The sequence below is a fragment of the Castellaniella sp. WN genome, assembly GCF_054457555.1.
On record NZ_JBTKZC010000002.1, the window covers coordinates 367,739 to 381,639 of the forward strand.

General features: G+C 60.5%; 13 protein-coding genes, 1 tRNA gene and 1 pseudogene. 10 read left to right on the plus strand and 5 right to left on the minus strand.

What is annotated here, in order from left to right; all coding sequences use genetic code 11:
- Positions 1-166: 166 nt before the first annotated feature.
- The 3 genes from prmC to hemA all read right to left on the minus strand — a co-directional run bounded on the left by prmC (position 167) and on the right by hemA (position 3,425).
- Positions 167-988 carry a peptide chain release factor N(5)-glutamine methyltransferase gene (prmC, locus tag ACTPOE_RS15665; protein ID WP_458873160.1) on the minus strand — a complete coding sequence of 274 codons (822 nt, stop codon included), beginning with the start codon at positions 986-988 and terminating at the stop codon, positions 167-169.
- Positions 985-2,064 carry a peptide chain release factor 1 gene (gene prfA / locus ACTPOE_RS15670; RefSeq protein ID WP_458873161.1) on the minus strand — a complete coding sequence of 360 codons (1,080 nt, stop codon included), beginning with the start codon at positions 2,062-2,064 and terminating at the stop codon, positions 985-987. The genes prmC and prfA overlap by 4 nt, the downstream gene beginning before the upstream one ends.
- 83 nt (positions 2,065-2,147) lie before the next feature.
- The gene (gene hemA, locus ACTPOE_RS15675) at positions 2,148-3,425 is read right to left on the minus strand and encodes a glutamyl-tRNA reductase (RefSeq protein WP_458873162.1); all 1,278 of its coding nucleotides are present in this window, start codon (positions 3,423-3,425) and stop codon (positions 2,148-2,150) included.
- Positions 3,426-3,558: 133 nt separating this feature from the next.
- On the opposite strand from hemA, the gene ACTPOE_RS15680 reads away from it, so the two are divergent.
- Together ACTPOE_RS15680 and ACTPOE_RS15685 are read left to right on the plus strand one after the other, a co-directional pair.
- Positions 3,559-3,634 (plus strand) — tRNA-Phe (locus ACTPOE_RS15680).
- A 115-nt stretch (positions 3,635-3,749) separates the two neighbouring features.
- Positions 3,750-4,364, plus strand: a complete 615-nt coding sequence (locus tag ACTPOE_RS15685; protein ID WP_458873163.1) for a pseudouridine synthase — start codon at positions 3,750-3,752, stop codon at positions 4,362-4,364.
- A gap of 36 nt (positions 4,365-4,400) precedes the next feature.
- Here the strand turns inward: ACTPOE_RS15685 and queG are convergent, their stop codons facing one another.
- Positions 4,401-5,525 carry a tRNA epoxyqueuosine(34) reductase QueG gene (gene queG / locus ACTPOE_RS15690; protein WP_458873164.1) on the minus strand — a complete coding sequence of 375 codons (1,125 nt, stop codon included), beginning with the start codon at positions 5,523-5,525 and terminating at the stop codon, positions 4,401-4,403.
- A 268-nt stretch (positions 5,526-5,793) separates the two neighbouring features.
- Between queG and ACTPOE_RS15695 the strand changes: the two genes are divergently transcribed.
- Positions 5,794-6,252: a cupredoxin domain-containing protein gene (locus ACTPOE_RS15695; RefSeq protein WP_458873165.1), complete on the plus strand. Its 459-nt coding sequence runs from the start codon at positions 5,794-5,796 to the stop codon at positions 6,250-6,252.
- Between the two features lie 43 nt (positions 6,253-6,295).
- Positions 6,296-6,469, plus strand: a pseudogene (locus tag ACTPOE_RS15700) (IS21 family transposase); the annotation flags it as partial.
- A gap of 24 nt (positions 6,470-6,493) precedes the next feature.
- Here ACTPOE_RS15700 and ACTPOE_RS15705 read toward each other — a convergent pair.
- On the minus strand, positions 6,494-7,363 hold the full coding sequence (locus tag ACTPOE_RS15705; protein ID WP_458873166.1) for a TrmB family transcriptional regulator: 870 nt from the start codon (positions 7,361-7,363) through the stop codon (positions 6,494-6,496).
- Between the two features lie 319 nt (positions 7,364-7,682).
- Between ACTPOE_RS15705 and ACTPOE_RS15710 the strand changes: the two genes are divergently transcribed.
- The 6 genes from ACTPOE_RS15710 to ACTPOE_RS15735 all read left to right on the plus strand — a co-directional run bounded on the left by ACTPOE_RS15710 (position 7,683) and on the right by ACTPOE_RS15735 (position 13,722).
- Entirely contained in the window at positions 7,683-8,477 is a 795-nt protein-coding gene (locus tag ACTPOE_RS15710) for an ABC transporter permease (RefSeq protein WP_458873167.1), read from the plus strand.
- The gene (locus ACTPOE_RS15715) at positions 8,470-9,282 is read left to right on the plus strand and encodes an ABC transporter ATP-binding protein (protein ID WP_458873168.1); all 813 of its coding nucleotides are present in this window, start codon (positions 8,470-8,472) and stop codon (positions 9,280-9,282) included. Before ACTPOE_RS15710 ends, ACTPOE_RS15715 begins: the two co-directional genes overlap by 8 nt.
- 108 nt (positions 9,283-9,390) lie before the next feature.
- Entirely contained in the window at positions 9,391-10,146 is a 756-nt protein-coding gene (locus tag ACTPOE_RS15720; RefSeq protein ID WP_458873169.1) for an ABC transporter permease, read from the plus strand.
- Positions 10,147-10,222: 76 nt separating this feature from the next.
- Entirely contained in the window at positions 10,223-11,623 is a 1,401-nt protein-coding gene (locus ACTPOE_RS15725; protein WP_458873170.1) for an amidase, read from the plus strand.
- Positions 11,620-12,522, plus strand: a complete 903-nt coding sequence (locus ACTPOE_RS15730; RefSeq protein ID WP_458873171.1) for a polysaccharide deacetylase family protein — start codon at positions 11,620-11,622, stop codon at positions 12,520-12,522. The genes ACTPOE_RS15725 and ACTPOE_RS15730 overlap by 4 nt, the downstream gene beginning before the upstream one ends.
- A 213-nt stretch (positions 12,523-12,735) precedes the next feature.
- On the plus strand, positions 12,736-13,722 hold the full coding sequence (locus tag ACTPOE_RS15735; protein WP_458873172.1) for an ABC transporter substrate-binding protein: 987 nt from the start codon (positions 12,736-12,738) through the stop codon (positions 13,720-13,722).
- The last annotated feature ends 179 nt before the right edge of the window (positions 13,723-13,901 follow it).

Below are 13,901 nucleotides of genomic sequence, written 5' to 3' on the forward strand. Positions count from 1 at the left end.
TCTCGCTTGAAAATACCCCCGCGCCGCGCCTTCGGCTTGCTCCCACCTCGCAGCCTGCATGCTGCTCGGACTCGTCAGGTACGAGATAGTCAGCAGGGACTATTTCGTGTCCTGGCTCATCCCCCAAGGGGGTAAGGTGCCTTAGGACGGACTGGCGGCAAAAAAATCAGGTCGGCATACATCCCCGGGTGACGCGTTCGATGCCGGACAGGTCCCGCTCGCTGGCGACGTCGGCGAACCCCCGGCGCAAAAACAGGGACCGGACGGCCGCCGCCTGGTCCCAGCCGTGTTCCACGCACAGGACTCCGCCCGGGGCCAGATGATCCGGCGCGCCCTGTACGATCTCGCGCAGGGCATGCAGGCCGTCGGCCTCGTCGGTCAGGGCGCCCCGGGGTTCGAAACGCAGGTCGCCCAGCCCCAGATGCGCATCCCGCGCGTCGATGTACGGCGGGTTCGAGACGATCAGATCGAAACGCGCCGAACCCAACTCGGTATCGTACCAATTCCCGTGCGAAAACAATAGTTTTGCCCCCAGGGCGCGTGCGTTCTTTTGCGCCACGCCCAGGGCCTCGGCGCTGCGGTCGGTGGCCCGCACCCGCGCATCGGGCCGTTCCAGCGCCAGCGTCACCGCCACGATGCCACTGCCCGTGCCCAGGTCCAGCACATGGGGTTCGCGCACGTCCCGGATCGCCCGCAGGCCGCACTCGACCAGCAGTTCGGTCTCCGGCCGCGGGATCAGCACCGCCGGGGTGACCTGGAAGTCGCGTCCGAAGAATTCCCGATGCCCCAGGATGTAGGCGATAGGCTCGCCCGCCACCCGGCGGGACTCCAGGTCCCGATAGGCGGCGACCCGCGCCGGCTCCAGGGGATCGGCGTCGTGCGCGATCAGCCAGGCACGCGGCACGCCCAGCACCCGCTGCCACAGCAGGTGGGCCTCCAGGCGCGGCAGGGGGCTGGCCGCCAGAGCTTCGCGCAGGGTGAGACTCATTCCAGCGCCAGCGCGGCCAGTTGTTCGGCCTGGTGCTCGGTGAGCAGTGCGCCGGTCAGTTCGTCCAGATCGCCGTCCATCACCTGCGCCAGCTTGTACAGCGTCAGGTTGATGCGGTGATCGGTGACGCGTCCCTGCGGGAAGTTGTAGGTGCGGATGCGCTCCGACCGGTCGCCGGAACCCACCAGGCTCTTGCGCTGGGCGGCCTCGCGGGCATGGGCTTCCTGCTGCTGGCGGTCCTTCAGGCGCGCGGCCAGCACCTGCAGGGCCTTGTCCTTGTTGCGGTGCTGCGAGCGGTCGTCCTGGCACTCCACCACCAGACCGGTCGGCAGGTGGGTGATGCGCACCGCCGAATCGGTCTTGTTGATGTGCTGCCCCCCCGCCCCGCTGGCGCGGAAGGTGTCGATGCGCAAGTCGTTGGGATCGATCCGGATGTCGGCCTGGGGATCGGCCTCCGGCATCACCGCGACCGTGCAGGCCGACGTGTGCACCCGGCCCTGGGACTCGGTCTCGGGCACGCGCTGGACGCGGTGGGCGCCGGACTCGAACTTCAGCCGGCCGTAGACGCCGTCGCCCTCGACGTGGGCGATGACTTCCTTGTAGCCGCCCAGTTCGGACGCACTCCCGGACATCAGCTCCACCCGCCAGCCTCGGACTTCCGCATAGCGGGCGTACATACGCAGCAGGTCGCCCGCGAACAGGGCGCTCTCGTCGCCCCCCGTGCCGGCACGGATTTCCAGGAAGACGCTGCGATCGTCGTCCGGATCCTTGGGCAGCAACAGGATCCGCAACTCATCCTCCAGCGCCTCGATGCGCGCGTCGGCGCCCGCCAGTTCCTCTTCGGCCAGCGCCTTCATGTCGGGGTCGGACAGCATGTCCCGCGCCGCGTTCCGGTCATCGCTCGCCCGCCGCCAGGACTCGAAGACCCGCACCACGGGCTCCAGTTCGGCGCGTTCGCGCGTCCATTTGCGGAAGCGGTCCATGTCGTCGGCGCTGTCCGGCTCGGCCAGCAGGGCGTCGATCTCGGCCAGTCGGTGGCCGAGCTGTTCCAGGCGGCTGCGCATCGAACTTTTCATGGAGGGGGAGTTCCGGAAAATCACAAGGAAGCCGGGATCCGGCCCGCACGGGACCGGATCGGCACGAAGGAGAGGGATCGCCGCTACCGGCGGCGGGCGCCGGATTCGGGCAGCAGGCGGGGCAGCAGCGTCAGCAACTGGTCGCGTTCGGCGCCTTCGCTGCGGTTCAGCGCGGCCAGCGGGCCGTGCATGTATTTGTGCGTCAGGCTGTGCGCCAGGAACTCGAGCACGGCTTCCGGGTCGTCGCCGCGAGCCAGCTGCCGCCGGGCGCGATCCAGTTCGGCCAGGCGCAGGGCGTCGGCGCTTTGCTGGTAGTCGATGATTGCCGGCACGATTTCGCGGTTGCTGAGCCAGTGCATGAAATGCCGCACCCGCGCCTCGATGATGGCTTCGGCCTGGACCACGGCGGCGCGGCGCGCGTCGGTGCCCGATTGCACCATGCGGCCCAGGTCGTCGACCGTATACAGATAGACGTCGGCCAGGCGGCCGACTTCGGGTTCGATGTCGCGCGGCACGGCCAGGTCGACCATCACCATGGGGCGATGGCGTCGCGCGCGCGCGGCTCTTTCCACCATCCCCAGGCCGAGGATGGGCAGGGACGAGGCCGTACAGGAAACGACCACGTCGAATTCGGCCAAGTGATCCGGCAGCGCCGAGAGCTTCAGCGTGCGGGCGTCGAACTGGGCCGCCAGGGTCTCGGCGCGCTCCAGGGTGCGGTTGGCCACCGCGATCTGGCGCGGACGCACCGCCGCGAAGTGAGTGGCGCAGAGTTCGATCATCTCGCCCGCGCCGATGAACAGCACGTTGCTACAGGACAGGTCCCCCAGCACGCGCTCGGTCAGGCGCACGGCGGCGGCGGCCATGGACACGGAATGCGCGCCGATGGCCGTCTGCGAGCGGACCTCCTTGGCGACGGAGAAGGTGCGCTGGAACAGCTGGTGCAGCAACGTGCCGAGCGTGCCGGCCTGTTCGGCCGTGCGCACGGCATCCTTCATCTGGCCCAGGATCTGCGGTTCGCCCAGCACCATGGAATCCAGGCCGCTGGCCACGCGGAAGGCATGGCGCACGGCGTCGTTGCGCTGGTACTGATAGAGATGCGGCGTCAGCAGGCCGGTTTCCAGGCGGTTGAATTCCGCCAGCCAGGCGGGCAGTTCCGGCGCAACGCCGGAATCGGCCGCACAGTAGATTTCCGTACGGTTACAGGTGGACAGGATGGCGGCTTCGCGCACGCCGCTGCCGAAGGCGGACCGCAGGGCCGACAGCGCGGGCTTGACCAGTTCGAGCGGAAACGACACGCGTTCCCGCACGGAAACTGGCGCGGAAACGTGGTTCAAGCCAAAGGTCAGGACGTCGACGGACATGCCCGCAAGAAGAAGTTGCACACGAAGATGGACTGTATTATAAGGCGCCGCAGTCGGTCAGGGAACGCCGGCCGTCGCTTTCATGCGTCGTCGTCTGCACAGGATCAAATTTTCATGTATGATTCTGCGTCTTGGCCCGGTAGCTCAGTCGGTAGAGCAGAGGATTGAAAATCCTTGTGTCGGTGGTTCGATTCCGCCCCGGGCCACCAAGAGCGCATCAGCCCTTGATTCTGAACGGAATCGAGGGCTTTTTGCTTCTTGGCCCGATATCGGCCAGCATGCCCGGATCCATGTCATTGCAATGAATGATGAAGGAGGGTGCTTATGACCGATGGAAACCCGCCGCGACGCCTCCGGCCCGGCGGGCCGCGCCGGGGGGCCGCCAAGGCGCCTCCCGCCCAGTCCCGTCTGCTCGTGCTCAACAAGCCCTTCGGCGTGCTGCCCCAATTCAGCGACGACCTGGGCCGCGCCACGCTGAAGGACTTCGTCGACGTGCCCGGCGTCTACCCGGCCGGGCGGCTGGATCGCGACAGCGAAGGCCTGCTCCTGCTGACCAACGACGGCCGCCTGCAGGCGCGCATCGCCGATCCCCGATACAAGATGGAAAAAACCTACTGGGTGCAGGTCGAGGGCGAGCCGGCCGAGGCCCAACTGCAACGCCTGCGGACCGGCGTGGACCTGAAGGACGGCCCCACCCTGCCCGCCCAGGTCCGCCTGCTGCCGGAACCGCAACTCTGGCCGCGCGACCCGCCGGTGCGTTTCCGCAGAAATATCCCGACCGCATGGCTGGAAATCACCATCCGCGAGGGCCGCAACCGCCAGGTGAGGCGCATGACCGCCGCCGTGGGACTGCCGACCTTGCGCCTGGTGCGGATGCGCATCGGGCCCTGGCGGCTCGAAGACCTGCGGCCCGGCATGTGGCGCGAAGTCAGCCTCTGATCGCCAGCATCTCCATCAGCACTGCCAACGCCGGGCCTATGCGTGCGGCGTCCGGGCCGGCGGAACGGCGCAAGATTCGCTTTCAGCGCGCTGCGCCAGCGCCCAGGCCACATGTTCGCGCACCAGGGCGCTTTCATGGTCGGCGCGGCTGAGCAAGGCGGCGCGCAGCTCCCGGGCCTGCGCCGCGTCGGCGTCGCGCAGCGCATTGCCCAGCGCCACGGCGATATTACGCAACCAGCGCTCGTGGTTGATGCGCCGGATCGGCCCGCCCTCGGTCCGTTGAAGGAACGTCGCCTCGTCCCAGGCGAACAGCTCGACGAGCCGGCGGCCGACCAGCGGCGCACGCTCGTCGAAATCGGGCAGTTCCGTGGTCTGAGCGTACTTGTTCCAGGGACAGACCGTCTGGCAGTCATCGCAGCCGTAGATGTGGTTGCCCATCAGCGGGCGCAGCGCCTCGGGAATGGGACCGTGATTCTCTATGGTGAGATAGGAAATGCAGCGGCGCGCGTCCACCACGCCGGGCGCGACGATGGCGCCCGTGGGACAGACATCGATGCAGGCGGTACAGGTGCCGCAATGCGCGCTCACCGGATCAGTGGGCTCCAGCGCGAAGTCCACGAAAATCTCGCCCAGGAAGAACATCGACCCCGCATCGCGCGAAAGCACCATGGAATGCTTGCCGCGCCAGCCCAGGCCGCCGCGACTGGCCAGTTCCTTTTCCAGCACGGGAGCCGAATCGGAAAAGACGCGGTAGCCGAACGGTCCGACCAGCGCCTCGATGTGGTCGCACAGCTTTCGCAGGCGCGCGCGCACCACCTTGTGATAGTCGCGCCCCCGGGCATAGAGCGACACCACCCCCTCGCCGGGATCGGCCAGCCGCGCGCGTTCGCGATCTTGCCAGCCGGGCGCGGTATTGCGCGGCAGATAAGGCATGCGCGCGGTGATCACGCTCACCGTGCCGGGCACCAGTTCGGCCGGCCGCGCGCGCTTGAGGCCATGCCGCTCCATGTAGTGCAGGTCGCCGTGATAGCCCTGTGCGAGCCACTGCAACAGACGCGGCTCGGCCGAGGACAGGTCCACCCCCGAGACGCCAATCTCGGAGAAACCCAGCGCCCGCGCCCAGGCTTGTATCTGGCGATACCATCGGCTGTTCCCGTTCATCGGGAAATTATAGGGAAATCGCCTCCCCGGCCAACTGATTTCCTGCAATCATGGCCGCGGATGGACGGCTCGCGGGGGACTGGCTGCCAGCGCCCCTGGAATTTTGAATTTGACCGTTTCGCGGCAACACAGACGGGCCGCGATTTCCACGACGTCCGGCGGATCGGTATCGAGACCTGCCGGTTCCTGCGCGGCTGAACGCGGCGCTTGCGCTTGCCATGGTGGCAAGGTTTACGCTCCTTCAGCCATTCAGCATCAGGAGTTCATCATGCGCATCCGATCGATCACCGCCCTCTCGACGCTTCTTCTCGCCGCCGCCACGGCGCACGCCCACAGCGGCACGGCACACGATATGGGCGCAATGCCGGCGCAGGCACAGGCACAGGCCACTCGCGTCATCGAGATCACCATGGACGACACCATGCGCTTTCTGCCCGACCGGATCGCGGTACGGCCAGGCGAGTCCGTGCGGCTGAAGATCCACAATGCCGGCAGGCTGCCCCACGAAATCGTTCTGGGGAAAATGGACGAAATCCTCACGCATGCAAAAGAAATGCGCGCACACCCCGACATGCCGCCGCATCACGAGGCCAACGCCCTCACGCTGGATCCGGGCCAAAGCGGAGAACTGGCCTGGACGTTCACGCATGGGGGTGCCCTCGATTTTGCCTGTACCCTTCCGGGCCACTACGAGGCCGGCATGAAAGGCCGGTTTGTGATCGGGTAGGCATCGGCGGCCCTGGCGGATGCCCGGCGCCGATCCCTGCGACAGCCAATTCTGCGGACATCACCGCCAAGAAACCAAGACCTCGAAGCGCTCGGTGCGGCAGGCGCGCCGCGCTGACGAGAAGCTATTCGTGGACTACGCTGGCCCCACCCTTGCGCCGAGCGATGGCAGCCGCGCCAACATCTTCATCTCGGCCATGGGGGCCTCGCGCTACACCCGCACACGGGCCGTCGCCCCCCGTTCAGGACGCAGAGCCGCGTGCAGAAAGCCCAGTGATCTCATGGAAAGAATCCGCCTGCTCCTTCGTGTAGACCTTCAACCTCAGCTGAGCCAGGTACTGCCCGAATTCCCGGGTGATCTGATCGCCAAACTTCTGGAAGATTTCAGCCATGTAATAGTCGTGGCGAATGAGTGAAAGCGCCATTGTGACGATCGTTTTGCTGCGGGTATGCGCGGCAATATATTGACGATCTCCGCTCACGGTGATCATTTCCTGGAAGTCGACAACGATAGTGAACAAGTTATCCGCCTTGCCCATTCTGGTTCCATCGTTCTCATGAATGTAAACCTGGCAGTTCCGGCTGAATTCGAATTCCGCCTTGTCCTTGCCAAAAAGAACAATCATGATGCGCATGTTCTTCTTCCTGGCTGCTCGCTTGAGAGCAGCAGTATGTCTGCGCAACACGGCGTCCGATGCCTTGATCCAGATCGACTCTCTGGAACTGGTCAAGAGTTGCTCGATCTTCGCGTCGATGATGTCCTCCCCGTTCAGCACCCAGACATATTGATTCTGGACGCGAGGGGTGAAGTTCTTGAGACAGTCCGCAACGCGGTCACAGATGACTGAAGTCTGCACCGCGATCGAATCCAGCATCTCCTTCGGAGCCGCCGCAATGTAGGATGCGGGGCTCTCCGTGACAGGCAGCACCGCGCCCTTGCGGGTCAGAACCTCGAGGGCGTTGTATGTGTTGGAACGCGGGACGCCGGATAACTTGGAGATCTCATACGCGGTCTTGGGCGCGCCGTCCGCCCTCAGGGTTTCCAAGTAGATCCGGGCCTCGTACTCGGTAAACCCAAGGAACTTCAGATGATCGATGACTTCATTGTCCATGGTTTGCAGTCAACTGATGGGCTGGATGACAGTGCACATCGTACACGAATCCGCCGGCATGACGCCTGCCTCCAGCAGGATAGTAGTTGCAAAAGCTGCAACGAAGATGTAAGGTAGGCGGCAGGTCGATCGAAAGGGGAATTTGGCTCTCCAGTGATGGAGTAGTGCGCACACGAGCCGCCTCGGCCGGCCACAATGCATGCATGGGATCAGGATAAAAGCAGCGGGGATCGGTTGTAAACGGAGGCAGGCCAGCCGTTAAGCACGCCGCGAATAACAAATTTCCGTCGAAAGTCGGAAATCAATTGATGAGGCAAGAATGCTTGCGAAGAGAAAGCCAGGAAAGCATCGGCGGTCCAAGGAAGAAACATGGGTGCCAGTCCTATCGGTCGCTTTCGGGATCGGTGTCTGGGCGCTGGTCAGCTCCATCAACCCGACGCAGTTTCTCCCGACCCCGATACAAGTCCTATCAGCACTGGAAGACCTGTTTTCGTCCGGCGTTCTATTGCGGGACGTTCTCGTCAGCCTGCAAAGAATCATCATCGGTTTCGCGCTGGGATGCGCCGTAGGCATCCCGCTGGGGCTGGCCATGGGCCTGTCGAATTTCGTCCGCGCCATCCTCGATCCAGTAGTCCAGTTCTTACGTTTCGTTCCACCCATAGCATGGCTGATTCCCGCCATCATATGGTTCGGAATAGGCGAGACGTCGAAGGTACTGATCGTATTCTATATGACCGTGTTTCTGGTATTGCTGAACACGATGAGCGGGGTGGCCTCGATCCGAGTCAATTACATCAGGGCCGCGGAAAATTATGGAGTCAACCGGCGGCAGTTGTTCTGCCTGATAGTGCTCCCGGCGACCATGAGCTTCAGCATCGCAGGAGCAAGGATCGCATTGGGCAATTCTTTTGCCGCGGTAGTCGGCGCGGAATTGATCGGAGCCAATGCGGGGCTTGGCTACAGGATCATTGAATCAGGGCGGTGGATGGCGATGGGAGACATGTTTGGCAGCATCATCTTACTGGGCCTGCTGGGGCTGACCGCCGATCTGATCATAGACAAATTGACCCTGAGCTATCTCGGGCGCTTCCTGATGGAGAAGAAAGGTGATTAAAAAGATGGCGACACCCTCGAACGATGACACATCTTACGGCATCACTTTGCGCGATGTGTCTTTCGTGTACGAAAACGCGTCCAATGAGATTCTGCACGGTGTCGATCTTGAGATATTAAATGGAGAATTCTTTGTCTTGCTGGGGCCTTCGGGCTGCGGAAAGTCGACCATTCTGAACTTAGTGGCGGGATTCGAGAACGCCACCGCGGGAAAGGTCATAGTCGGTTCCAAAGAAGTTACCGCCGCGGGAAGGGACAGGGTGGTAATCTTCCAGGACAGTAATTCTCTGTATGGATGGATGAGTGTCATCGATAATGTCGCCTTCCCCCTGAGAGTGGCTCTTATCGGCAGGGAAGAACGCCATCGACTTGCCAGCGCGGCGCTGAAAACGGTTGGCCTTCAGGGACACGAAAAAAAATATCCACACCAACTATCAGGCGGCATGAAGCAACGGGTACAACTCGCTCGCGCCCTCGTCATGAACTCGCCGGTGCTGCTTATGGACGAACCCTTTGCCGCGCTGGATGCGCAGACAAGGTCCGTGCTGCAGGACGAATTAGTACAGCTACGCGACAGATTGCGCTGCACGATACTATTCATCACCCACGACATCACTGAAGCCATCCTTCTTGGCGATCGGGTCGGCATAATGCGCAGCGGCCCATCCTCCACTATCAAGCATATTATTGAAATCGACCTGGAACGCCCCAGACAGAGAAGCAGCGTGGCTTTTGGTCAGCTATACGACAAAATCAATGAAAGCATATCCGAGGAAGTACGCGGCTCTCAGAGAAGCATGGAATAGACACAAGGAATGAACGCCCCCTCGATCTGAGAATGATCCTCAAGGGAAATTTACGAAAGGACATCAATGAAATTCCATGATCGTACTTTCTTATAAGGATTCGAGACCATGCATAACCGAATACGAGTGGGTGCTCTTGGATACACCATCTCCATTCTCGTCATTCTTTCATTATGGCAGATCGGAAGCAGCAGCGCGATCATCCCGCTTCTGTTTCCTTCTCCCCTGACGACCCTGAGAGCCGCGGAAAAGCTTCTTCAAAGCGGACAATTGATAGTCGATATCACGGCCAGCATAAATCGTATCGCCATAGGCTTCACGCTGGGCAGTCTGCTGGGGATCATCCTGGGCGTCATGATGGGATCTTTCAGGGTATTCCGCCTCGCATGCGAACCCTATGTACAGTTTCTTCGGGCACTGCCCGCTCTCGCGTGGATCCCTGCGGCGATGCTATGGTTCGGCGTGGGAGAGGCTTCCAAGATCGTATTATTGGTATACACGACGATTTTTGTCGTTGCATTCAATACCATGCTGGGAGTCCTGAGCATCTCGCGGAATCAATTACGAGCGGCCGGCTGTTTCGGCCTGAGCTCCTGGCAAACCTTCTACCTGGTCAAGATTCCCGCCACCGTGGCTCATATGCTGACCGGCATGAGACTCGCCATGGGCAATTGTTTTTCCACAATAGTCGCGGCGGAGCTCCTGGCCCCACGAGACGGATTGGGCTATCTCATCTTCAGTTCCAGAACCTGGATGCAAACCGAGTTCGCTTTCGTCGGCATCGCCATCCTTGGATTTCTCGGCTTTCTGACGGATGCCGCATTTTATATGCTGACAAAGAAATTTCTCAGAAGATATCTTTGAACCCTTGATCTCGGCATACCCAGGGTCACAGCATCTCTCCGGATCATCATTGGCAATGCCCACCGGAACACAGGAAATGAGCCACAGATCCCAACATACTGAAGCCTCCACGGCTCCCGAGTCGCTTTCTTCCATCGGGATCCGCGCCCTGGCTGAAGGCACGCGCGCCATGCGGTATACCTGCAGACAGGTCGCGGATCACTACCTCGGCAGAATCACCGCTAGAGAGGCCTCGGTTCACGCATGGGCGTGGTTTGATGGCAAGCGCATGCAGTCCGCGGCCGACAATCTGGATAAGAGGTTGCCAGTGAGCGAGATGTCCGGTGCGTTATATGGTGTTCCTATTGGAGTCAAGGATATCATTTCGACAAAGGACATGCCGACAGAAATGGGCTCCCCCATTTATGCGGGATACCTGCCGCACGAATCCGCCGCCTGCGTAAGGAGGCTTGAACTGGCAGGAGCATATGTCGCCGGCAAGACGGTGACCACCGAATTTGCAACTCAACACCCCGGTCCCACCAGAAACCCCTGGGCGGTATCGCACACTCCTGGCGGCTCATCGAGCGGCTCGGCGGCGGCTGTCGCGGCGGGTTTTGTCCCGGCGGCACTTGCGACGCAGACGAGAGGATCAACTATTCGCCCAGCCGCTTATTGCGGCGTGGTGGGATTCAAGCCAAGCTATGGACTGATCTCTCGAACAGGAGTGAAATCTGTAAGCCCCACTCTCGACCACGTAGGTGTCATTACCAAATCCGTCGAGGATGCCGGAATGCTGCTCTCCGTATTGATGGGGCCGGACCCTTCGGATGTCGCAACGCTGGGGCATTATGAAGATCCGCGAAAATTTCACATGTTCGGGGAATTAGAGGAACCGCCGCTGGTGGCGATCCTGGATTCGATGCCCTGGGCCGTCGCCTCCGATGAACAACGGGAGATGCTGAGCGATACCCTGCGCAGGGTACGGAGTCATGGCTGCTCGACCGAGATCATGGAACTTCCCTGTTCCTTCGAACAGGCGCATGAGGCCGCGAGAACCATACAGCTCTTTGAACTTGCCGAGAATTTCCAGGCATTGCAGGCTTCCGATGGAGAAAAGATGAGTTCCCTGTTCAGGGATCTCATCGAGCATGGCAGAAATATTTCAAGATCGGATTACGAAGATATGCTCGCATACCGGAACCGGATCAGACGGGATCTCAGCGAACTCATAGCCGAATTTGACGCGATCATCTCACATCCCGCGGCGGGAGAAGCACCGGAAACCTTATCGTCGACAGGCGATTCTTCGTTCAATAGCCTCTGGACCCTGTGCGGCGTACCCGCAATCACCCTGCCCGTCGGACTCAGCGCGCGTGGGCTACCTCTCGGCATTCAACTGATGGCGGATTACTCAAACGATCTTCATCTCTTGAAAGTGGCGCGATGGTTTGAGGCTCGTTGCCCATTCCCTTTTTCCCCCCTGGAAGAGCCATGAATACCAATCCGCGCGTACCCTTTCGCATGTCGACAGCCAGGGAGCATCTGGCGCCGCCTGATGGCCGAGCCCTGATTTGCCACGTGGTGGTGAACGTCGAGTACTGGCCCTTCGATCAACCCATGAATCGGAAGCTGTTCCAGAGACCGGAGGGAGCCAATATTTACCCCGACATACCGAACTTCGGATGGTACGAATATGGCATGCGGTGCGGTCTCCCCAGGCTATTCGAGCTTTTCAGATCGAGAGGGATTCCTGTCAGCGCGGCCATGAATGCCGGTGTCATAGACGCGTATCCATCCGTTGCCGAGCGGATCCTCGGCGAAGGGTGGCTTCTGATGGGGCATGGATTGGTCCAGAAGGCGTTTGATTCGGTTCCTGATCAACCCGCCGCGATCAAGGAAACATTGGACAAGCTCGAAAGGTTCTCTGGCCGCAGGGCCAGGAGCTGGCTCGGACCCGGTCTGAGCGAAAGCCTCGACACCCCCGATTATCTGGCGGAGGCAGGGATAGAATATATATACGACTGGACCCTGGATGATCTTCCGGAGAAAATGGTCACCAAGACCGGAGTGTTATTTGCCATACCCTATGCAATCGAATTGAATGATGTCACTATATTTTGCATAGCAAGGCAAGAACCAAAAGCATATTATGAATTGCTGCGCGACACTGTCGACGTTTTCTCCCGCGAAGCGAAAAAACAGCCTCGCATCCTGACGCTGGCGCTCCATCCGCATATCATGGGATACCCGCACCGCTTCATACATCTGGAGAAAGTCGTGAACATGCTGCAGAGCAGGGCGGATACGATCTTCATGACTGCCGACCAGATTGGAGACTGGTATAAGAAACAGGTGTCGGCGGCCTCAACGGGTAGTGACGGCCGATGCCCATAGGGCCGAATAATACTGAAGCGGACAATTTCTTCATGCGAGGATTCGCTTACGCCATGCAGCCTCGCATAAAACCAAGGTTGACCATCGGCTCCACCACCGCCGAAACTTCGGATTATATATCTACGGGCTCAACGAGAGCACTCATTATTCCGACATGTCTGAAAATGAGAGTGCCGTTCGTTTCATAACGAATCATTCTGGAGACAATCCATCATGCGAAATCTATTGACAAGGCTACTGATCCCTTTCGTCCTGGGCGCCAACCCCGTAACTGCGGCGGTAGCCGCGGACGATGCCCCCACCGTGACTGTCGCTGTCACTGCTTCGACAGACATGACCCTGATGATCGTTGCGGTTGAGCAGGGGTTCCTGAAGAACGAAGGCATTAACGCCAGGCTGCAGTTATTTGATTCATCTCCGGCTGCTTTGCAGGGCGTCACCGCGGGGCTGGCTGATGTAACGAACAATACCGAGCCTCCGCAACTGGCGGCGAGGGCGCGGGGAGCAAAGATTGTCCAGGTGATGACTGCCTACCTGAGCGGGACCAACAACGGGACCGTGGCCAACAAGAAGCTCATCAAGAATGATAGTGACTTCAAGGGTAAGACTGTCGCTGTACAGAGAGGCAGCGGGGCGGACTACAACCTGACCAGATTTATCGAGAAGAACGGGATCTCCAGCGACCAGATCACCATCAAATACCTTGATGCGCCGGACCAGATAGCCGCCTTGGCCAGGAATGATATCCAAGCCTTTTTTTCCTGGGAACCATTTTTGACCAAGGCAACGAAGATTTTTCCGGATGCGGTGGTCTATAGCCGCTCAAAAGACCAAGGCGTCATATTTTCCAGCAATGTCGTCTTGCATGAGGATATGATAAAGAACAATAGAGAAACGGCAGTAAAAATTACGCGGGCGCTCATCAAGGCCGCCGACTGGATCACTGAGAATCCGAGAAAGGCGGCGGAAGTGATAAACCCCGTGATCAAGGCGCCGGTCATAGACGAGCTGGTGGAGCACATTAAACAATACAAATGGGTGGGTGACTTCAAGCGTTCCATATACGAGGATGAGGTGAACGTGGCCGAATGGGGCAACAAGATCGGCCTTTTTTCCGCCAGTGATCCTCAGAGCCTCGTGAAAGGGATTGTTTATCCGGACCTGATCAAGGAGGTTGCTCCGGAGAGAACCGACTTCTAAGTCGAGCGACTTCCGGGCACCTGGGAGGCCTGATCCGAGATCTCGCGTACCTGGCGCCCGGTCGCTACACAGACATCGCGCAAGATAACGAAGGCCGAGCGGCACTCCCATCAATCGGGGACGCCATGACACGCGGACGCAACCAGGCCGCTCGATGACTGGATCGAGGCTGGCGCAGT

What these genes read in the sequence shown, in the direction of transcription:
- prmC (WP_458873160.1), bottom strand. Translation starts at nt 988, where the DNA reads ATGAGTCTCACCCTGCGCGAAGCTCTGGCGGCCAGCCCCCTGCCGCGC.
- prfA (WP_458873161.1), bottom strand. Translation starts at nt 2,064, where the DNA reads ATGAAAAGTTCGATGCGCAGCCGCCTGGAACAGCTCGGCCACCGACTG.
- hemA (WP_458873162.1), bottom strand. Translation starts at nt 3,425, where the DNA reads ATGTCCGTCGACGTCCTGACCTTTGGCTTGAACCACGTTTCCGCGCCA.
- ACTPOE_RS15685 (WP_458873163.1), top strand. Translation starts at nt 3,750, where the DNA reads ATGACCGATGGAAACCCGCCGCGACGCCTCCGGCCCGGCGGGCCGCGC.
- queG (WP_458873164.1), bottom strand. Translation starts at nt 5,525, where the DNA reads ATGAACGGGAACAGCCGATGGTATCGCCAGATACAAGCCTGGGCGCGG.
- ACTPOE_RS15695 (WP_458873165.1), top strand. Translation starts at nt 5,794, where the DNA reads ATGCGCATCCGATCGATCACCGCCCTCTCGACGCTTCTTCTCGCCGCC.
- ACTPOE_RS15705 (WP_458873166.1), bottom strand. Translation starts at nt 7,363, where the DNA reads ATGGACAATGAAGTCATCGATCATCTGAAGTTCCTTGGGTTTACCGAG.
- ACTPOE_RS15710 (WP_458873167.1), top strand. Translation starts at nt 7,683, where the DNA reads ATGCTTGCGAAGAGAAAGCCAGGAAAGCATCGGCGGTCCAAGGAAGAA.
- ACTPOE_RS15720 (WP_458873169.1), top strand. Translation starts at nt 9,391, where the DNA reads ATGCATAACCGAATACGAGTGGGTGCTCTTGGATACACCATCTCCATT.
- ACTPOE_RS15725 (WP_458873170.1), top strand. Translation starts at nt 10,223, where the DNA reads ATGAGCCACAGATCCCAACATACTGAAGCCTCCACGGCTCCCGAGTCG.
- ACTPOE_RS15730 (WP_458873171.1), top strand. Translation starts at nt 11,620, where the DNA reads ATGAATACCAATCCGCGCGTACCCTTTCGCATGTCGACAGCCAGGGAG.
- ACTPOE_RS15735 (WP_458873172.1), top strand. Translation starts at nt 12,736, where the DNA reads ATGCGAAATCTATTGACAAGGCTACTGATCCCTTTCGTCCTGGGCGCC.